At 67.2% G+C, this 19,855-nt stretch carries 19 protein-coding genes; 13 read left to right on the top strand and 6 right to left on the bottom strand.

Annotated features, from left to right (window positions below; all coding sequences use genetic code 11):
• Position 1 precedes the first annotated feature (1 nt).
• The 3 genes from AAIL17_RS12885 to AAIL17_RS12895 are packed head-to-tail and all read left to right on the top strand — an operon-like array spanning position 2 to position 2,623.
• The gene (locus AAIL17_RS12885) at positions 2–703 is read left to right on the top strand and encodes a WbqC family protein (protein ID WP_424683251.1); all 702 of its coding nucleotides are present in this window, start codon (positions 2–4) and stop codon (positions 701–703) included.
• Entirely contained in the window at positions 700–1,056 is a 357-nt protein-coding gene (locus tag AAIL17_RS12890; protein ID WP_424683252.1) for a hypothetical protein, read from the top strand. The genes AAIL17_RS12885 and AAIL17_RS12890 overlap by 4 nt, the downstream gene beginning before the upstream one ends.
• 4 nt (positions 1,057–1,060) lie before the next feature.
• Positions 1,061–2,623, top strand: coding sequence for a hypothetical protein (locus tag AAIL17_RS12895; RefSeq protein ID WP_424683253.1), 1,563 nt, complete (start codon positions 1,061–1,063; stop codon positions 2,621–2,623).
• Here the strand turns inward: AAIL17_RS12895 and AAIL17_RS12900 are convergent.
• The 4 genes from AAIL17_RS12900 to pdhA form a co-directional block, all read right to left on the bottom strand.
• The gene (locus tag AAIL17_RS12900) at positions 2,620–3,003 is read right to left on the bottom strand and encodes a VOC family protein (protein ID WP_424683254.1); all 384 of its coding nucleotides are present in this window, start codon (positions 3,001–3,003) and stop codon (positions 2,620–2,622) included. The genes AAIL17_RS12895 and AAIL17_RS12900 overlap by 4 nt on opposite strands.
• A gap of 128 nt (positions 3,004–3,131) precedes the next feature.
• Positions 3,132–4,520 (bottom strand): dihydrolipoamide acetyltransferase family protein, encoded by a 1,389-nt coding sequence (locus tag AAIL17_RS12905; protein ID WP_424683255.1) that lies wholly within the window; start codon positions 4,518–4,520, stop codon positions 3,132–3,134.
• Between the two features lie 181 nt (positions 4,521–4,701).
• Positions 4,702–5,682, bottom strand: coding sequence for an alpha-ketoacid dehydrogenase subunit beta (locus AAIL17_RS12910; RefSeq protein ID WP_424683256.1), 981 nt, complete (start codon positions 5,680–5,682; stop codon positions 4,702–4,704).
• Positions 5,683–5,685: 3 nt separating this feature from the next.
• Complete coding sequence (gene pdhA, locus AAIL17_RS12915; RefSeq protein WP_424683257.1) at positions 5,686–6,786, bottom strand: pyruvate dehydrogenase (acetyl-transferring) E1 component subunit alpha; 1,101 nt, start codon at positions 6,784–6,786, stop codon at positions 5,686–5,688.
• Positions 6,787–7,068: 282 nt separating this feature from the next.
• Here pdhA and AAIL17_RS12920 point away from each other — a divergent pair, with 282 nt between their 5' ends.
• From AAIL17_RS12920 to AAIL17_RS12930, 3 genes are all read left to right on the top strand, one after another.
• Complete coding sequence (locus AAIL17_RS12920; protein ID WP_424683258.1) at positions 7,069–7,911, top strand: tryptophan 2,3-dioxygenase; 843 nt, start codon at positions 7,069–7,071, stop codon at positions 7,909–7,911.
• Positions 7,912–8,013: 102 nt separating this feature from the next.
• On the top strand, positions 8,014–9,519 hold the full coding sequence (locus AAIL17_RS12925; RefSeq protein WP_424683259.1) for a peptide MFS transporter: 1,506 nt from the start codon (positions 8,014–8,016) through the stop codon (positions 9,517–9,519).
• A 76-nt stretch (positions 9,520–9,595) separates the two neighbouring features.
• On the top strand, positions 9,596–11,740 hold the full coding sequence (locus AAIL17_RS12930; RefSeq protein WP_424683260.1) for a choice-of-anchor tandem repeat GloVer-containing protein: 2,145 nt from the start codon (positions 9,596–9,598) through the stop codon (positions 11,738–11,740).
• An 81-nt stretch (positions 11,741–11,821) separates the two neighbouring features.
• On the opposite strand, the gene AAIL17_RS12935 is transcribed toward AAIL17_RS12930, so the two are convergent.
• Positions 11,822–12,301 carry a MarR family winged helix-turn-helix transcriptional regulator gene (locus AAIL17_RS12935; RefSeq protein ID WP_424683261.1) on the bottom strand — a complete coding sequence of 160 codons (480 nt, stop codon included), beginning with the start codon at positions 12,299–12,301 and terminating at the stop codon, positions 11,822–11,824.
• 137 nt (positions 12,302–12,438) lie between these two features.
• On the opposite strand from AAIL17_RS12935, the gene hppD reads away from it, so the two are divergent.
• On the top strand, positions 12,439–13,533 hold the full coding sequence (hppD, locus tag AAIL17_RS12940; protein WP_424683262.1) for a 4-hydroxyphenylpyruvate dioxygenase: 1,095 nt from the start codon (positions 12,439–12,441) through the stop codon (positions 13,531–13,533).
• A gap of 19 nt (positions 13,534–13,552) precedes the next feature.
• On the opposite strand, the gene AAIL17_RS12945 is transcribed toward hppD, so the two are convergent.
• Complete coding sequence (locus AAIL17_RS12945) at positions 13,553–13,945, bottom strand: DUF5362 domain-containing protein (protein WP_424683263.1); 393 nt, start codon at positions 13,943–13,945, stop codon at positions 13,553–13,555.
• Between the two features lie 122 nt (positions 13,946–14,067).
• On the opposite strand from AAIL17_RS12945, the gene hmgA reads away from it, so the two are divergent.
• The 6 genes from hmgA to AAIL17_RS12975 all read left to right on the top strand — a co-directional run bounded on the left by hmgA (position 14,068) and on the right by AAIL17_RS12975 (position 19,852).
• Positions 14,068–15,375 (top strand): homogentisate 1,2-dioxygenase, encoded by a 1,308-nt coding sequence (gene hmgA, locus AAIL17_RS12950; RefSeq protein ID WP_424683264.1) that lies wholly within the window; start codon positions 14,068–14,070, stop codon positions 15,373–15,375.
• Positions 15,375–15,971 (top strand): lectin, encoded by a 597-nt coding sequence (locus AAIL17_RS12955; protein ID WP_424683265.1) that lies wholly within the window; start codon positions 15,375–15,377, stop codon positions 15,969–15,971. Before hmgA ends, AAIL17_RS12955 begins: the two co-directional genes overlap by 1 nt.
• Before the next feature lie 104 nt (positions 15,972–16,075).
• A complete protein-coding gene (locus tag AAIL17_RS12960) occupies positions 16,076–17,062 on the top strand; it encodes a fumarylacetoacetate hydrolase family protein (protein WP_424683266.1) in 987 nt (328 codons plus the stop codon).
• Positions 17,063–17,136: 74 nt separating this feature from the next.
• Complete coding sequence (locus AAIL17_RS12965; RefSeq protein ID WP_424683267.1) at positions 17,137–17,376, top strand: hypothetical protein; 240 nt, start codon at positions 17,137–17,139, stop codon at positions 17,374–17,376.
• Positions 17,377–17,669: 293 nt separating this feature from the next.
• Complete coding sequence (gene hemN, locus AAIL17_RS12970; RefSeq protein ID WP_424683268.1) at positions 17,670–19,070, top strand: oxygen-independent coproporphyrinogen III oxidase; 1,401 nt, start codon at positions 17,670–17,672, stop codon at positions 19,068–19,070.
• Positions 19,071–19,090: 20 nt separating this feature from the next.
• A complete protein-coding gene (locus AAIL17_RS12975) occupies positions 19,091–19,852 on the top strand; it encodes a helix-turn-helix domain-containing protein (protein ID WP_424683269.1) in 762 nt (253 codons plus the stop codon).
• Positions 19,853–19,855: the final 3 nt, after the last annotated feature.

The following is a 19,855-nucleotide window of genomic DNA, read 5'->3' on the forward strand; positions in this document are numbered from 1 at the left end:
CATGCGCGTCGCCATCATCCAGTCCAACTACATCCCCTGGAAGGGTTACTTCGACATCGTCCGCGACGTCGACACGTTCGTGTTCCTGGATGACGTGCAGTTCACCGTGCGCGATTGGCGCTCGCGCAACCGCGTCAAGACCAAGGATGGCCTGAAATGGCTGACGGTGCCGGTCGGTTCGGATACCCGGCGGCTGATCCACGAGGTGGCGATACCCGGCGACAGCTGGCAGCGCGACCATTGGCGGATCATCGAGCAGAACTACGGCAGGGCGCCGTTCTTCGGCCACTACCGTGAGTTGTTCGAGGATTTCTACCTCGGCCACCGTTGGACCAACCTGTCGGCGATGAACCAGTACCTCACGCAGCGGATCGCGCGCGAGTGCCTGGGCATCACCACGGCGTTCCGGGACTCGCGCGAATTCGAGGTGCAGGGCCGCAAGCTGGATCGCCTGCTCGACCTGGTCAGGCAGACCGGCGCCACCCATTACCTGTCCGGTCCCTCGGCGCGCGACTACATCGACGACGCGCGCTTCGAGGAGGCCGGCATCGCACTGGCGTACAAGGATTACTCGGGCTATCCGGAATACCCGCAGCTGTATCCACCGTTCGAGCACGCGGTATCGGTGCTCGATGTCCTGTTCAACGTCGGCCCCGATGCCCCGCACTATTTGTGGGGCTGGCGCGAAGGAACGAATCGATGAGCTACCTCTTCGTCGCCTTGACCATTCTGTTCACCGTCTACGGCCAGCTCGTGCTGAAGTGGCAGACCAGCCTGGTGCCGCCCCCCGGCGAAGGTCACCTGGCGGCCTACGTGGTGGGCATGCTGCTGCGGCCCTGGGTACTCAGCGGACTGGCCGCCGCGTTCCTCGCGTCCGCCTGCTGGATCGCTGCCGTTTCGCGGTTCGAGTTGAGCAAGATCTATCCGTTCATGGCGCTCAATTTCGTCGGCGTCGCCGTGCTTGCCGCGCCGTTGTTCGGCGAGCCTCTGTCCACGCCGAAGCTGGTCGGGCTGGTGCTGGTAGTCGTCGGGCTGATCGTGACCAGCCATGGTTAAGCCGATGTCCGCGGCTGTGGCATCGTTCTCGCTGCGCAAGCTGCTGCTCGCCAGCGTGCTGCTCGGCGCAGGCCTGGCCTGGCTGCTTTACCGGGCCAACCGCGCCTTCGGCGATTTCTTTGCCGACGAGGGTTACCTCTGGTACGGCGTCCAACGCGTGCTGGCCGGCGAGGTGCCGCTGCGCGATTTCATGTCCTACGAGATCGGACGCTACTACCTGGTCGCCGCGCTGCTGGCGCCATTCGGGGCGAACGGGTTGCTGGCCCTGCGGGCGGCGCTGGCGGTGTTCGCCGGCCTGAGTCTGGCGCTGTGCACGGGCGTGGTCGGCTACCACTGGAGGGAGTCGCGGGTATCGCGGCTGATCCCCGTGGCGGTGCTGTTCGCGCTCTGGCTGGTGCCGCGGCACAAGGTGTTCGACATTGCGATTTGCGCGGTCCTGGTTCTCGCCGTCTACCGGCTGTTCCTGCGGCCGGGCGCGAGCCGGTGCTTCCAGTGGGGCCTGGCGGTGGGCATCGCGGCCGTGATCGGTCAGAACCATGGCTTCTACGGGCTGCTTGCCAGCGTGCTGGCGTTCGCCTGGCTTTGGCGCGCGGAACGTGCGGCGCCGCGGCTGTCCTGGCTGGCGGCGTGCGCCGCAGGCGTGGTCGTGGGCTACCTTCCGGTGCTGGGCTTCGCGCTGTTCGTGCACGGGTTCGCGCAAGCCGAATGGAGCGCGCTGCATTACCTGCTGGTCGAGTACAAGGGCACCAACCTGCCGTTGCCCGTGCCGTGGCCCTGGCTTACCTGGCCGCGTTGGCCAGCGATCGGCTGGACGCAAGCGCTCGGTTCGCTGTTCTTCGTCGGCCTGCCCGTCGCGCTGGCGGCTGCGGGCCTGCGGCTGTGGCGGCGCGGTGACCGCGCAGGTTCCCCCCTGGCTGCTGCTGCGTGGGTGATCGCACTGCCGTATGCCAACGTGGCTTTTTCGCGGGCGGATATTTCCCATCTCGCTCAGGCGCTGCTTCCCTTCCTGCTGCTGGGGTTGGCGCTCTTTGCGCCGGCCAGCCGAAGCGGCATACGGCGGCTGGCTGTTCCCGTGCTGCTCCTGCTCGTTTCGCTGCCGGTCGCTTTGGTGTTGCAGCCGCGCCATGCCGCGCTGACGGCGCAAGCTGATCTGCAACAGGTGGAGGTGCTCGGCGACAAGGTCATGGTCTCGCGTCGCGCGGCATCGGTGCTGGCGCTGGCTGCAAGCCAGGGAGAGGGTCGCCCCGTCCTGGCCGTGCCGGTCTACCCGGGCCTGGATGCGGCGTTCGGGATGCGCTCACCGACCTGGGGCATATTCCCGCTGTTTCCGCGCAAGCCGGATTTCGAGCGCCAGGAGATCGCACGTATCGAAGCCGATCCGCCGGCCCTGGTGCTCGTCGCGCAGGGTGGCGTGGACCGCCGGCCCGACCTTGCCTATCCGGCAACGCATCCGCTGACCTACCGGTACGTGGTCGACCACTTCGACCGCATCCCGAGTCCGGTGAAGGGTCTGGAAGCCTACGAGGCCAGGACCGGCACCGGTACGGCGACGCCTCCCGTCCGCTAATCCCAGCTGTTGAGGTGCGGGCCGAAGCGGTCGCGCTGTTTCCGTATCACGCAGAAGCGGTGCCCGGTGGGCGCCTGCATCACCCACCAGCGCTCCTTGACGAAGGCGATCGCGCGGGCGCCGAGATCTTGCAGGCGGGCGACTTCGGCGTCGAGGTCGTCGGTCTCGATGTCCAGGTGCACGCGGCTTTCGTGATCGACCTTCTGCAGCAGGATGATCGGCTCGTCGTCGTCCGTGGCGAGTGAGGCATAGCGGCCGTCGCCATCCTGGTCGGCATCCTCGACCGGCTTGCCGAGCGCGGCGCTCCAGAAGCGGATCGCCGGTTCAAGGTCGTCGAGCTGGCAGTCGAGCACGATGGTGCTCAGGCGGCTGTGGTGCATGGGGCGCTCCGGGGCGAGGGAGACCCAAGCCTGCGCCCGGCGGCGTGAAAAGAAAACGGAGCGCCGGGCGCTCCGTTTCTTTCTGATCGGCACGGTCGGGACGGATGTCGCCGACCGAGGCTGCCGTGTTACTGCGGCAAGGCCAGGTCGTCCAGCAGCGCCTTGAGGAAGCGCGCGGCTTCGCCGCCGGTCGCGGCGCGGTGGTCGAAGGTCAGGCTGATCGGCATGCGCCGGTGCACTTCGATGCCGCCCATCACCGCCACCACGTCGTGGCTGAGCTTGCCGGCGCCGATGATCGCCACGCAGGGCGGCACCACCACCGGGGTGGCGTAGCGGCCGGCGAACATGCCGAAGTTCGACAGGCTGATGGTGTAGCCGGACAGTTCCGACGACGGAATCGAGCGGTCTTCCACCTGCGCGCGCAGGCGCTGGATACCGGCGCGCACGCCGGCGCCGTCGAGCACGTCGGCATTGCGCAGGGCCGGCACGAACAGGCCGTCATCGGTGTCCACCGCGATGCCGATGTCGACGTGGCGGTGCATGGTGCGCGTGAGGTTCTTGCCGTCGAACCAGGCGTTGAGCGCCGGCACCGTCTTGCAGGCGGTCACGATGGCGCGGATCAGGCGCGCGGTGATGTCCTGCTTGCCCAGCCAGGCGTGCAGGTCGGCGTCGTCCACCAGCGTCGTCGGTACGACCTGGGCGTGGGCCTCGGCCATCACGCGGGCCATGTTGCGGCGCACGCCCTTCAACTGCTCGGGCTGGCCGGTGACGGCCTGCGACGGCGGCGCGGTGCGCACCGGCTTGCCGGCCAGCGAGACCGGGCCGCGCTGCGGGGCCGGGCCGGGTTCGGGCAGCTCCGGCGCAAGGTGGCGACCGGCCGAAGCCGGCATCGCGCGCGACGGCGCGCCGCCGAGCGGGGCGCTGCCGTTGGCGGCGGCGTCCTTGACGTCCTTCATGGTGACCACGCCCTCGGCGCCGGTCGGACGCACCTTGGCGATGTCGACCTTGAGCTTCTTGGCCAGCGCGCGCACGGCGGGCACCGCCTTGACGCCGCCGATGCTCGCGGCCTGCTCGACGTGCACGGTGTTGCCGCTGACCATGGCGCCGACCACGGTGCCTTCGTCCTCGCGATCCTTACCGCCGGTCTCGACTTCACCGCCCTCGTCGGATGCGACGACCTTGCCGCCGTCGTTCGGTGCGGGACTGCCGGCACCCTTCTTCGGGCCGTGGTGGTGGCCGGTGGATTCGGCCTCGGCGCGCTGCTTGGCGTTCGGATCCGGCTCGAAATCGGCCAGCGCGGCGCCGGTCTCGATCACGTCGCCGGCGGCGCCGTACAGCTTGGTCACCTTGCCGGTATAGGGCGAGGGCACCTCGACCACCGCCTTGGCGGTTTCCATCGAGGCCAGCGGGGCGTCGAGCTTGATCGTGTCGCCGACCTTCACGTGCCATTCGACGATGGTCGCGTCGGGCAGGCCTTCGCCGAGGTCGGGGAGGTGGAACGTCTTGATGTCAGCCATGAGTGAGCTTCCAAGTTGAATTTGCTCCCTCTCCCCTTCGGGGAGAGGGTTGGGGTGAGGGGCGGGGCTCGCCTAGGACTTCATCGAACTGCTTTCGATGTGCCCAACCGCAAGCCTTGGCCCCTCATCCGCCCTCCGGGCACCTTCTCCCCCATTTTTGATAAGGGATGGGGGAGAAGGATCAAGAAGCGGCCAGCGTGCGCTTGGCCGCCTCGACCACGCGCTCGGTGCTGGGCAGGTATTTCATTTCCAGGCGGAACAGCGGAATGTGCGTGTCGAAGCCGGTCACGCGCTCGACCGGCGCGAGCAGGTCGTACATGCATTCCTCGGCCAGGCGCGCGGCGATCTCGGCGCCGAAGCCCGCGGTCTTGGGGGCTTCGTGCACGATCACACAACGGCCGGTCTTGGCCACCGACTCGGCAATCGTGTCGAAATCCAGCGGGGTCAGCGTGGCGACGTCGATCACCTCGGCGCTGATGCCTTCGGCGGCGAGCGCATCGGCCGCCTCCAGCGTTTCCTTCACCTGTGCGCCCCAGGTCACCAGGGTCACGTCGGTGCCGTCGCGCAGCACGAAGCACACGTCCAGCGGCAGCGCCTCGCCGTCGTCCGGCACCTCTTCCTTGTACTGGCGGTAGATGCGCTTGGGCTCGAAGAACATCACCGGATCCGGATCGCGAATCGCCGCCAGCAGCAGGCCGTAGGCGCGCGCTGGCGAGGAGGGCATCACCACGCGCAGGCCGGGGATGTTGGTGAACAGGTGCTCGTTCGCTTCGGAGTGATGCTCCGGCGCGCGGATGCCGCCGCCCCACGGGGCGCGCCACACGGCCGGCACCGTGATGCGGCCGCGGGTGCGGTTGCGCAGGCGCGCGGCGTGGCAGGCGATCTGCTCCATCATCGGGTAGATGAAGCCTTCGAACTGCGCCTCGGCGACCGGCTTCATGCCCTGGGCGGCCAAGCCAACCGTCACACCAGCAATGGTCGTCTCGTCCAGCGGCGTGTCGAGCACGCGCAGTTCGCCGAACTTCTCCTGCAGGCCCTGGGTGGCGCGGAACACGCCGCCGTTGACGCCTACGTCCTCACCCAGCACCACGACCGATTCGTCGTGCGCCATCTCATAGGCGAGCGCCTGGGTGACTGCTTCGATAAGGGTGATCTGTGCCATGACTTAGTGGGCCCTGCTGTTATTGGGCGAGTTCTCGAGCGAGAGCGCGAGGTCGCGCTGCTTTTCCAGGTCGGCGGGAACTTCCGCGAAGGTGTAGTCGAACATCGCGGTGACCGGCTGGGTCTTGGTCTCGAGGTAGGCGTTCACCTCGTTGTCCATCCAGTCGTCGCACTCGGCCTTCCAGGCCTCTTCCTTCGTGTCGTCCCATACCTTCTTGGCCACCAGCCAGTTCTTCAGGCGCTTGACCGGGTCCTTCGCCCAGGCGTCCTTGACCTCCTGCTCGCCGCGGTAGCGGCGCGCGTCGTCGGCGGTGGTGTGGTCGCCCAGGCGATAGGTGACGGCCTCGATGACCGTGCCGCCCTCGCCGTTGCGGGCGCGCTCGAGCGCGTCCTCCATCGCCTTGCGCACGGCGATGATGTCGTTGCCGTCGACCTGGATGGAGTACAGGCCCGCGGCGATGCCCTTCTGCGCGAGCGTCGGCGCACCGGACTGGATCTTGCGCGGCACCGAGATGGCCCACTGGTTGTTCACGATCACCGCGACCAGCGGAAGGTTCTGCGCGCCGGCGATGTTGATGGCGCCGTAGAAGTCGCCCTTGGACGAGCCGCCGTCGCCGATGGTGCACACCGCCACGCGCTTCTCGCCGCGGATCTTGAACGCCAACGCGGAACCGGCCGCATGCAGGCACTGCGTGGCGATCGGCACCGACCAGGCGAAGTCGTGGCGGGCCGGCTCGTTCTGGTAGTCGTTGCCGCGCTCGTCGCCGCCCCAGTACATGTAGACCTCGCGCGGCTGCACGCCGCGGTAGAGCTGCGCGCCGTACTCGCGGTAGCTCGGCGCCAGCACGTCTTCGGGCTTCATGGCGCTGCCGATGCCCACGTGCGCGGCCTCGTGGCCCAGGCAGCTGGCGTAGGTGCCGAGCTTGCCGGTGCGCTGCAGCGCGATCGACTTGGCGTCGAACACGCGGGTGGAGAGCATCAGCTTGTACAGCTCGACCATCTGGTTCAGGTCCTGCGCGAAGGCAGGCAGGTCGTCACGCACCTGCTTGCCCTCGGCGTCGAGGTATTGCAGGTACTCGATCTCAAACTTGGCGGCGATGGACACGACTCGCTCCCATGGAAAAGTGGAGTGGGGTGATCTGGATGGGGAGGCGGCGGCCCATCCAGTGGGGCCCGGCGCGCGCTTTTCGTCCCGGAAAGACCGCGTTTGATAGCAGGCCGGCATGTTGCGCTGCAAGGTACGGTGCAACATGCGCGGGCGTGTGGAGGCGGTGTGGCAGCCTGTTGACACGGCGGCGGCGGGCTGTCCCTGTCCTGGATCAGGAACCGCTGCGAAGCGCGCCCGCTACCATGTCCGCTTCGATCGAAGCTAGAACGGACGCATTCCATGGGCGAGAACCAGCGCGACCTCGAGACCGGCATCGAGACCGACCTGAACGGCAAGATGACCTACGGCGGCTACCTGCAGTTGGGCACGCTGCTGTCCGCGCAGCGGCCGCTCAGCGGCCACCACGACGAGATGCTGTTCATCGTGCAGCACCACGTTTCGGAGCTGTGGATGAAGCTGGTGATCCACGAGCTGAAGGCGGCGATCGACCACCTGCGCCGCGACGACGTCGATGCCTGCCTGAAGGTGCTGGCCCGCGTGAAGCAGGTGCAGCGCCAGTTGTTCGAGCAATGGGCTGTGCTGGAAACCCTCACGCCCGCCGAATACCTGGAGTTTCGCGACATGCTGGGCCCCTCGTCGGGCTTCCAGTCGCTGCAGTACCGCATGATCGAGTTCATGCTGGGCAACAAGCATGCCGACATGCTGGCGGTATTCGCCTACGACCCGGCCGCGCAGGCGCAACTGCGCGAGGTGCTGGAGGCGCCCAGCCTGTACGACGAGTTCCTGCGCTACCTCGCGCGGCGTGGCCACGCGGTGCCGGCCGAACTGATCGAGCGCGACTGGACGCAGCCCTACCGGCGCAATGCGGCGTTGCTGCCGGTGCTCAAGCGCATCTACGAGGGGCGCGGCGACTTCTGGCCGGAATACCACCTGTGCGAGCAACTGGTGGATGTAGAGGAGAGCTTTCAGCTCTGGCGCTTCCGCCACATGAAGACGGTCGAGCGGATCATCGGCCATCGCCGCGGCACGGGGGGCTCCTCCGGCGTGTCGTTCCTGAAGAAGGCGCTGGAGCTGGAGTTCTTCCCCGAACTGCTGGACGTGCGCACGGTGTTGGGCACCTGACCGGCCTTTCGCAACGCGATCGCCATTGACGCGACGCCCCTGCGCCGGTTACACGTCGGCGATGGCGCGCGCCAGGCGCGCTCTCCAGCCCAAGGGGAACCCATGAGCCAGACCGCCGACGCCGCACCGGCCGTACCCGACTACCCGCAACTGCTCGGCCATCCGCGTCCGCTGTGGATGCTGTTCATGACCGAGTTCTGGGAACGCTTCGCCTACTACAGCGTGAGCTGGGCGCTGGTGCTCTACATCGTGGCGCAGTTCTTCCATGGCGATCCGTCCGGGCAGGGCTGGGCTGCCGGCATCTACGGCGCCTACACCGCGCTGATCTACGCGGCGTCGATCTTCGGCGGCTACGTGGCTGACCGGGTGATCGGCTACCAGCGCTCGATCCTGCTCGGTGCCGCGGTGATGGCCGCGGGCCTGTTCACCCTGCTGGTGCCGAGCAAGCCGCTGATGATGCTGGGCCTGGCGCTGGTGATCGCCGGCGACGGCCTGTTCAAGCCGAACATCTCCACCATGGTGGGCCAGCTCTACGGCCGCGACGACCCGCGCCGCGACCGCGGCTTCACCCTGTTCTACATGGGCATCAACGCCGGCGCCTTCGTGGCGCCGCTGCTGACCGGCTGGATGGCGGCCTATTTCACCGATACGCCGATGCAGCAGAACTACCGCATCGTGTTCGGCGCCGCCGGCGTGGGCATGCTGCTGAGCTTCCTGTGGTTCTGGTTCGGCCGCCGCGGCCTGAAGGGCGTGGGCCGCCCGCTACCGGGCATGGAGAACCGCCTGCGCGTGCTGTGGGTGCTCATCGGCGCGGCGATCGCGGTGCCGGTGATCTACGCGCTGCTGGCCTACGTCGGCGCCGAGGGCCTGCAGTGGCTGCTCGGTGTGCTGTTCATCGGCGTGGCGGCGGCGCTGATCATCGAGGCGCTGCGGCACGACCGGGTGCAGCTGCACCGCGTGATCGCCATGCTGATCGTGTTCGTCTTCAGCGTGGTGTTCTGGACCTTCTATTTCCAGTTCGGCACCTCGCTCAACTTCCTGGCCGAGAACTGGGTGGACCGCGAGATGTTCGGCGGCTGGATCTTCCCGGTCGGCTGGTTCCAGTCGGTGACGCCGCTGGCGATCCTCACGTTCGCGCCGCTGCTGACGCTGGTGTGGGCGCTGCTTTCGCGCCGCAACGCCGAGCCGTCGATCCCGCGCAAGTTCAGCTTCGGCCTGATCTTCAACGGCCTGGGCTTCATCGTGCTGGTGTATGCGCTCAAGGAACTGCTCGGGCCCACCGGCCTGATCCCGTTCTGGCCGCTGGTGCTGTGCTACGTGATGCAGACGCTGGGCGAGCTGTGCCTCTCGCCGATCGGCCTGTCGATGGTGACCAAGCTCGCGCCGCCGCGGCTGGTCGGCCTGGCGATGGGCGGCTGGTTCCTGTCGCTGGCCGCCGGCGGCGATTTCTCCGGCCTGGTGGCGCGTTCGATCAGCGGCGAGACCGGCATGACGGTGGCCTCCGCGCTGTCGGGTTTCAACTTCTGCTTCTGGGTGCTGGTTGGCTCGGGCGTGCTGCTGCTGGTGATCTCGCCGTTGATCAACAAGCTGATGCACGGCGTCCGTTGATTGCAGACCTGGACTGGGAAGGGTTTGCGATAAGATTGGCAAATGCCAGTAGCTGGCAGGTCAGGGGGATAAACCAGTGGGCATCCATTCCGGGAGCGGTGGCGCAGCGCGCTGCCTGGCAGTTCTTTTCCTTGCAATTTGTGGCTGGGGCAACGCGCGTGCCACGGACGTAAGCTGGCGGGTGGTCAGCGCTTTTCCGCAGGGACCATTCACGACGCCGTCGATCTACGAATCGAAGGCGGCAGCCAGCAACATCGTGGCGAAGAACGATGGGCGCATATATGGGCTGGATGTGACCGGGTCGACTGTTGGAGGGGCGATCTACACGATAAGCCCGCAAGGTTCCTTCGCAGAACTGTACGCCTTCGGTCTCTACGATGGTGCCGCCAATGGCGCTCCACCTCGGAACTTCGAGGGGACCATGCCGACGTTCGGTATGCTTGCGGACGGCACCATCTACGGTGTCACCGCGAGCGGCGGCCCGTTCGATGGGAGCGTAAATGCCGAACCAGCGGGTACGTTGTTCACCTACTCGGCAATGGACGGGTTTTCGACGCGCCATACCTTCTACGGAAGCAACGTCGACGACGGCGCCTATCCGCTCGGGGTCTGGCCGGGGCCTGAGGCAGGAAGCTATTACGTGCTGACTGCAGAGGGTGGCCCCGAGGACTTCGGTGTGCCCCAAGGCGTCCTGGTCAAGATCGACTCGAATGGAACCGAGTCCATCATCCACACGTTCTGTACGGGTGGTCCTCCCGTCGCCATGACGCTTGCGAGCGATGGCAACTTCTACGGCTCCCTTCCCGCCTCTTCGGCGCCCGATTGCGGCGCGAGGTTGCCGGCCGCTGTGATTTTCAAGCTGAGCCCCGACGGGCAGCTGACCGTTCTGCACACGGGTGAAGGGAACGACACCTATCACGCCAACCAGATCGTGGAAGGCGCAGATGGCGCCCTGTACGGCACAACCGCCGTGGGCGGAACCTACGGGTCAGGCCTGGTGTTCAGGCTCGACAAGGATGGAACGTACACGGTGCTGCACGCATTCGACCCGGCCAAGGACGGGTTCGATCCCGGAGCGCTGGTCGTGGGTACCGATGGCAACATCTACGGTTCAACCACTACTGGGACTGACGGGTTGTTCGGGCTCGTCTATCGGTTGACGCCCAGCGGCACGATGACAGTGGTTCACCGATTCACTGACGGGCTTGCGGGACCGCTGCGTACCCTTGCCCAAGTGCCCGGGCCAGGCCCGGTGACCTTGGCAGGCGTGGAAGGCGGGGGAGATGATGCGGGCGCCCCGGAGCAGACGATCAGCATGACCATGAGGGTGCGCGACGATCTTTTCGGCAGGGGCGGCGCATCGGCAATAACGTTTGCAGACGGCAGCTTCTCGGCTTTCAAGGTGGGCGCGACGAGCCTGGAGAGGCAGGCTGGCGGGGCCATTGCCGCGGGCTACTACCCGGCGGCCGTGGCCGATTTCAATGGCGACGGTCACGCCGACATCCTGTGGACGAGCGCCGCGAAGGATCTCTACGTCTGGTTCGGCCAAGACGGCACTTTTTCGTCCAAGTTCGTTTCGACCTATCCCGCCGGATGGAAGGTCGTCGGTTCTGGCGACGTCAACGGTGATGGCAAGGATGATTTGTTGTGGATGAACGAGCAAACGCACACATTCGCCTATTGGCTCATGAACGGAGCTAGCCGCTCCGGTTACCGAACCATCAACGTGACCAGCGGCTACCACCCGGCGACCTTCGGCGACTTCAATGGGGACGGCAAGCTGGATGTGGCCTGGACCAGTGCCAGGCATGACCTCTATTTCTGGTTGGCAAGCGGCGCTGGTTTCAGGTCGAAGTATGTAGCTACCTATCCCGCCGGATGGCAGATTTCGGGCCATGGTGATGTGGACGGCGACGGAAGTGACGACCTGATCTGGGCAAAGGTCGACCGTTCTCAATGGGGTTACTGGCTGATGTCCGGATCGACCGTTCGCAGCGTTCGGGTAGCGACCGATTCCGCCGGGGCGAGCTATGGGATCGCCGGTGTCGCGGACTACGACGGAAATGGCATGGTTGACGTCCTTTGGTCGGACGGGAACGAGGTCCGACTGGGCATCAACGGCGGCTGTTCCTTGCAAGGGATCTGCGATTTTTCGTTGTTCGGGACGCCTTCGCTCTTGCCTGCAACGGAATCGGTTTTCAACAACAGCATTTCGCCTTGAGCCATTCGGCATGCTAGCTGCGGCGGGCCTGTTGGCGGGACATCTGTGGGTTGAAGTCCATAGACCACACCCGGATCCGTACTAGGGAGCGGCGTCCCGGTCGGGCATCAGCTTGTCCAGGATGCGGCCGAGCCAGGCCTGCTCCTCGGCATTGAGCTTGGCCAGCAATTCGCGCTCGCGCCTGCGCGCCGTCGGGGCGATCTCGTCGTGGATCGCCCAGCCGGAGTCTGTGAGGTTGAGCACCGAACGGCGGCGATCGCCGTCGTGCACCGCACGACTCACACGGCCGGTCCCGACCAGCCTCGCCAGCGCGCGGCTTACCGCCACCTTGTCCATCGCCGTGCGCTCGGCGACCTCGCGCGCGGAAAGGCCTTCGAAGCGCCCGAGCACGGCCATCACGCGCCATTCGGTCACCGAGAGGTCGAAGCGCCGCTGGTAGTCGTCTGCGATCGCCTGGCTGATCGTGTTGGAGAGGATCGACAGCCGATAAGGCAGAAACCGCTCCAGTTCGAGAGGGGCATGTTCGGCGGTGGGCCCGGCAGGTTGGTGCTTGGCTGGCACGGCAGCGCGGCTCCTTGCAAATGGTTTCATATGTAACTATAACGGAGATCTAGCCGGATTCTTCGTGGCCCCCGCGCATGCTCGTGGACGTGGCCGCACCGCCCACTCTACGTCTTCCAGTCTTTGAGGAGAGCGCCATGAACGCCCAACCGAACCTCGGCATGCAGGTCACCACCTTCGAGAACCCGATGGGCATCGATGGCTTCGAATTCGTCGAGTTCGCCGCGCCTGCCGGTCGCGGCGGCGAGCTGCACGAGCTCTTCCGCAAGATGGGTTTCACTGCGGTGCTCAGGCACAAGCGCCGCGCAATCACCGTGTACCGCCAGAACGGCGTGAACTTCCTGGTCAACGAGGATCCGGATTCCTTCGCCGCCGACTTCGCCGCCAAACACGGCCCCTGCGCCTGCGGCTTCGCGATCCGCTTCAAGATGCCGGCGGACGAGGTGTGCCGGAAGGTGCTGGCCAACGGCGGCGAGGCGGTCGATCACAAGGCTCCGAGCAAGGCGGTGGACGCGCCGGTGGTCAAGGGCATCGGCGACTGCATGCTCTATCTGGTCGACCGCTACGGCGCCAAGGGCGACGCCTATGACGGCGACTACGAGGCGGTGCCGGGCGCCGAACAGAACCCGAAGGGTTTCGGCCTGACTTTCATCGACCACCTCACGCACAACCTCTACTTCGGCAACATGCAGAAGTGGTCGGACTACTACGAGCGGCTGTTCAACTTCCGCGAGATCCGCTACTTCGACATCAAGGGCGCCAAGACCGGCCTGGTATCCAAGGCGATGACCGCGCCGGATGGCATCGTGCGCATCCCGCTCAACGAGTCGAGCGATCCGAAGAGCCAGATCAACGAATACCTGGACGCGTACCACGGCGAGGGCATCCAGCACATCGCCTGCTTCACCGACGACATCTACGCGACGGTCGAGGCGATGCGCGCGCGGGGCGTGGAATTCCTGGACACGCCCGACACCTATTTCGACGTGATCGACATGCGCATCCCCAACCACGGCGAGGACGTACCGCGGCTGGCCAGAAACAAGATCCTCATCGACGCCGACCCGGAGACCAAGCAGCGCAAGCTGTTGCAGATCTTCACGCAGAACAACATCGGGCCGATCTTCTTCGAAATCATCCAGCGCAAGGGCAACGAAGGCTTCGGCGAGGGCAACTTCCAGGCGCTGTTCGAGTCGATCGAACGCGACCAGATGAAGCGCGGCGTGCTGTAAGGCACGCCGCGGGCAGAGGTCAGTGGCCGAGGTTGCCGTGCAGCGCCGCCGCGACCATCGCACCGAAGAACATGAAGTAGATGATCATCAGGGCGATGCCGACCAGGTACAGCACGCCCTGGATGATGAAGTACGTCTTCAGCCGGGTCAGCGCCTCGATCAGCGCATTGGCGTCGTCCTGGATGTGCGAGCGCTGGGCCGCACCGGCCGACTGGAGCAGCAGCACGCCGATCCAGATGGGCAGCCACGCGATGATGATGCCGATGAGGGTGATGGCGGTGAGTGCGCCCTGGATGATGAACATGATGCCGATGAACTTCATCCAGCCGGCCGCCGAAGCCAGCGGTTGCCCGATCTCCCGCGTCGCGCGCGCGTTCATGCCCGCACCGGGTGCGGTAGGTACGTAGGACATGTTTTTCCCCTTGGTTTGAATGCAGTTCCTGGGCCGGGCATCCCCCTTGGCGCCCGGCCGGGCAAGATTAGACGCAAAATGGCGGGGCCGCACCGGGCCGCGCAGACCACCGGAGCATGCTCATGAAGGCTGGCAACGCAGCGGGTTACCAATCCGGCTTCGGCAACGAGTTCGCCACCGAGGCGATCGCAGGCGTCCTGCCCGAGGGCCAGAACTCGCCCCAGCGGGTGGCGCACGGCCTCTACGCCGAGCAGCTCTCCGGCACCGCCTTCACCGCACCGCGCCACGCCAACCGCCGCAGCTGGCTCTACCGCATCCGCCCGGCGGCGGTGCACGAGCCGTTCGAGCCGCTGGCGCACGAGCGCTTCCACAACCGCTTCGACGAGGCCCCGGCCACACCCAACCAGTTGCGCTGGGATCCGCTGCCGATGCCGCCGCAGCCGGCCGATTTCCTCGACGGCCTGGTCACCCTCGCCGGCAACGGCGGCCCGGCCGAGCAAGCGGGCATCGGCATCCACCTGTACGCCGCCAACCGGTCGATGCAGGGCCGCTTCTTCTACGACGCCGACGGCGAGCTGCTGATCGTGCCGCAGCAGGGCCGCCTGCGTATCGCCACCGAGTTGGGCGTCATCGACCTGGAGCCGCAGGAGATCGCGGTGGTCCCGCGCGGCGTGCGCTTCCGCGTGGAGCTGCCCGACGGCGAGGCGCGCGGCTACGTCTGCGAGAACTTCGGCGCACTCCTGCGCCTGCCGGACCTGGGCCCGATCGGCTCCAACTGCCTGGCCAACGCGCGCGACTTCCTCACCCCCTGCGCCGCCTACGAAGACGTCGAGGGCGACTTCCGCCTTGTCGCCAAGTTCCAGGGCAGTCTGTGGCAGGCGAAGATCGGCCACTCGCCGCTGGACGTGGTCGGCTGGCACGGCAACTACGCGCCGTACAAGTACGACCTGCGCCGCTTCAACACGATCGGCTCGATCAGCTACGACCATCCGGACCCGTCGATCTTCACCGTACTGACCTCCGGCAGCGACACGCCCGGCACGGCCAACATGGATTTCGCGATCTTCCCGCCGCGCTGGCTGGTCGCGCAGCACACCTTCCGCCCGCCGTGGTTCCACCGCAACGTGGCGAGCGAATTCATGGGCCTGATCACCGGCGTGTACGACGCCAAGGCCGAGGGCTTCGTGCCCGGCGGCGCCAGCCTGCACAACTGCATGAGCGGGCACGGGCCGGATGCGGCGACGTTCGAGAAGGCCTCGAACGCGGACCTGTCCAGGGCCGACGTCATCAGCGGCACGATGGCCTTCATGTTCGAGACGCGCAAGGTGATCCGCCCGACCCGCCAGGCGCTCGAATCACCGCAGCTGCAGAAGAACTACTACGAGTGCTGGCAGGGCATCGCGCGGCACTTCAGCCTGGAGCGCAGCTGATGCGCCCACTGGCGCCGCTCGCCTGCACGCTGCTGCTCGCTGCCTGCGGCCACGGCGAGCCGCCGGCGAACGCGCCGGCATCCGCGACCACGGCAGCAGGCCAGCCCGTCGCGGCGAGCAGCGCCACCTCGCCCGAGGCGCAGGCCTCCGCGACGCTGGCGCGCTACGACGGCTACGGCGACCTGCGCTTCGGCATGGACCAAAAGGCCTTCGCCGAGGCCTGGCAGGGCGAGCTCAAGCACTTGGGGTCGCCCGGCGACGCCTGCTTCTACCAGACGCCCAAGTGGGTGAAGACGCCGTCGCACTTCGCCTTCATGTTCGAGGGCGGCCGTTTCGTGCGCTACGACGTCGGCACGGCGAGGGAAACCGCACCGGGCGGCGGCAGGGTCGGCATGGACACGGCGCAGGTGCGTGCGCTCTACGGCGCGCGGGTCAGCGAGGGGCCGCACAAGTACGTGCCCGGCGCCAGGGTGCTGCGCGTGACCGCGCCGCAGGGCGCGGGCGTGCTGGTGTTCGAGACCGACGCGCAGGGCAGGGTGACGCGCTGGCGCGCCGGCATGCCGCCGCAGGTCGATTACGTGGAAGGTTGTGGATGAATCAATGCCGCCCTCCTTGGCGGCAAACGACGAACCGCCGTCCGTGGCGGTTCCGAAGAAGAGCCGAATAACGAATTACTCCATTCCGAACGCTGGAGCACGCAATGAAACTGGCAAGTCTCAAGGAAGGCGGCCGCGACGGCACGCTGATCGTGGTCAGCCGCGATCTCAAGCAGGCGGTGACCGCGATCCACATCGCCCGCACGCTGCAGGCGGCGCTGGACGACTGGTCGAACACGGCGCCGCGCCTGAACGCGCTGTCGGAGTCGTTGAACGCCGGCGAAGTGGTCGGCGCGTTCGCGCTGGACATGACCGACCTGGCCGCGCCGCTGCCGCGCGCCTACGAGTTCGTCGACGGCTCGGCCTACCTGCCGCACGTCGAGCGCGTGCGCCGCGCGCGCGGCGCCGAGGTGCCGGCAAGCTTCTACACCGACCCGCTGATGTACCAGGCCACCAGCGCCGGCTTTCTCGGGCCGCGCGACCCGGTGGTGGTGCCCAGCGAGGAATTCGGCATCGACCTGGAGGCCGAGGTGATCGTGGTCACCGACGACGTGCCGATGGGCGCCACGCCGGCGCAGGCGTCGCAGCACATCCAGCTGGTCGGCCTGGTCAACGACGTCTCGCTGCGCGGGCTGATCCCGGGCGAGCTGGCCAAGGGTTTCGGCTTCCTGCAGAGCAAGCCGCGCTCGGCGCTCTCGCCGGTGCTGGTCACGCCCGACGAGCTGGGCGACGCGTGGCATGACGACAAGTTGCACCTGCCGATGCGCACCTGGCTCAACGGCCAGTGGTTCGGCGAGGCCGAGTGCGGCGTGGACATGCAGTTCAGCTTCGCGCAGCTGGTGGCGCACGTGGCCAGGACCCGGCCGCTCACCGCCGGCACGATCGTCGGTTCGGGCACCATCGCCAACCAGGACACCGGCAAGGGTGCCTCGTGCCTGGCCGAGCAGCGTACGGTGGAGACCCTGCGCGACGGCAAGCCGAGCACGCCGTTCATGAAATTCGGCGATCGCCTGCGCATCGAGATCACCGATGCGCAGGGTGCCTCGATCTTCGGCGCCATCGAACAAACCATCACGTCGCCGAAGGCATGATCGATACGCTCCGGGCGCGCAGGCGCCCGGGCGTTCCCGGCCTGCCGGCCGTCGTTCACAGAAGGAGCCTGTCGATGCCGCACCCGTTGCACGTCCTCGTTGTTGCCGCCGCCGCGCCGTTGCTCGGTCTGTCGATGCACGCCGGGACGACGCATGCCGCCGGCCCGGTGACCCGCGCCGCGGCCGCCTTGCCGAACAACCTGTGCGCGTCGTGCCATGGAGGCAGGCGGGTGGTTTCCCTTGGTGCCGACGCACTCGATGCGCGTGATCTGGTGGCCGCGAGAACCTACCTGCAGGCCATGCCGCAGGGTTGAGGTTTCCGCGAAGCTCCCCCCATCCGCCCTTCGGGCACCTTCCCCCGCCGAGCGGGGGAAGGCTCGCTCGGCGACAACGCGCATGTCGTTCCTTCCCTCGCCAGGCGGGGGAAGGCTCGCTAGGCAACAAACGCGCATGTTGTTCCTTCCCCCGTTTACGGGGGAAGGTGCCCGAAGGGCGGATGGGGGAAGCCTCGCGCGGGGCTCCACGCCGCGACCTTCTGTCCACTCCGGTCCCGCGGCGCCTTGACCTCGGTCAAGACCGGCCGGTCGCCCCCCGGCACACTGGCTCCATGAGCCACATCCTTGCCGCCCCCGCCTTCGATCCGGCGCTGATCGCGCGCTACGACACCGCCGGTCCCCGCTACACCAGCTACCCGACCGCCCCGCAGTTCCACGCGGGCTTCGGCGAAACGGCGCTGTGCGAGGCGATCCGTGCCTCCAACGAGGAGCCGATCCCGCGCCCGCTCTCGCTGTACGTGCACGTGCCCTTCTGCATGAGCCCGTGCTTCTACTGCGGCTGCAACCGCGTGATCACCCGCGATACGTCCAAGGCCGACCGCTACCTCGAGCGGCTGTACCGCGAGATCGAGCTGATCGCGCCGCTGTTCGACCGCGACCGCCCGGTGCGCCAGCTGCACTTCGGCGGCGGCACGCCAAACTTCCTCGACATGCCGCGCATGCGTGAGCTGATGGAATCGCTGGCACGGCATTTCGGCTTCAGCCGCGACGGCGCGCGCGAGTTCGGCATCGAGATCGACCCGCGCTTCGCCGACGGCGCCTATGTGCGCGGTCTGGGGGAGCTGGGTTTCAACCGCCTGTCGGTCGGCATCCAGGACTTCGACCCGGCGGTGCAGCAGGCGGTCAACCGCATCCAGAGCGTGGCCGAAACGCGTGAGGTGATCGAGGCCGGCCGCGCCGCCGGCTTCGCCTCGGCCAGCGTCGATCTGATCTACGGCCTGCCGAAGCAGACGCTGGAAGGTTTCGACCGTACGCTCACCGAAGTGATTGGACTCGCGCCCGACCGCGTGGCGGTCTACGGCTATGCGCACCTGCCGGACCTGTTCAAGGCGCAGAAGCACATCGATGCGAAGGACCTGCCCGATCCGGCCACGCGCCTGGCGCTGTTCGGCCGCGCGCTGGAGCGGCTCTGTGCCGCGGGCTACGTCTACATCGGCATGGACCATTTCGCCCGCGCCGACGACGAACTGGCGCGCGCCCAGCGCGAGGGCACGCTGCAACGCAACTTCCAGGGCTATTCCACCCACGGCGAGTGCGACATCGTCGGCCTGGGTGTCAGCGCGATCGGCCGCGTCGGCGACACCTACAGCCAGAACGCGCGCGACCTCACCGGCTACTACGCCGCGCTGGATGCCGGCCGGCTGCCGATCGCACGCGGCCTGGAACTGGACGAGGACGACCTGATCCGCCGCGCGCTGATCGGCGAGCTGATGTGCCACTGCGAAGTCGACACCCGCCTGTTCGGGGCACGCCACCGGTTGCTGTTCGAGGAGTATTTCGCCAGCTCGCTGGCGCACCTGCGCGTGCTCGCCGACGACGGCCTGGTGACGCTGGACGGGCGCATGATCCGGGTCACCCCGCGCGGGCGGCTGTTGCTCCGTAGCATCGCCATGTGCTTCGATGCCTATCTGCATGCGGACGAAGCGCCGAAGCGCTTCTCGCGCACGATCTGATCGGCCACAAGGTCTTGCTGATGCGTTCCGAAAACCAGGCAGGCCGCCTGCCCGAGCCACCCAGCCCGATCGCCGACGACGGCGACGAGAGCCACTTCTGCCGCACCTGCGCGTTCGCCAGCGCGTGCCAGGCGGTGGGCTACGGCAAGCCCGAACTGCGCGAGCTGCATTGCCTGGTCGAGCACGTCGGGCCGTTCCGCGCAGGCGAGTACGTGTTCCGCACCGGCAACCCGTTCCGCGCGATCTTCGCGGTGCGCTCGGGCACGGTGAAGACCAGCATGGTCGACAAGGAGGGCCGCGAGCAGGTGCTCGGCTTCTACCTGCCCGGCGAGGTGATCGGCCTGAACGCGATCTACCCCGAGCACTTCCCGTGCGATGCGATCGCGCTGGAAACCTCCTACTTCTGCCGCTTCTCGTTCCCGGCGATGAGTGCACTGGCCGCGCGCATGCCGGCGGTGCAGAGCCACCTGTTCCGGCTGCTCAGCAAGGAGCTGGGGTCGGCCAGCCTGCTCGCCGGCGACCACAGCGCCGACGAGCGCATGGCCGCGTTCCTCACCGACCTGGGCCAGCGCTACGCGGCGCGCGGCTTCTCCGGCACGCAGTTCCAGCTCAGCATGTCGCGCGGCGACATCGCCAACTACCTGCGGCTGGCCGCCGAGACGGTAAGCCGCGTGCTGAGCCGCTTCCGCAGCCAGGGGCTGATCCAGGTGGAAGGCCGCCAGCTGCTGATCCTCGATCCGCCCGGCCTGCACCACATCGGCCGCAGCCTGCTGCCGGACTGACGC

It is taken from the genome of Frateuria sp. YIM B11624, assembly GCF_049727805.1.
GTDB lineage: Bacteria > Pseudomonadota > Gammaproteobacteria > Xanthomonadales > Rhodanobacteraceae > Frateuria_A.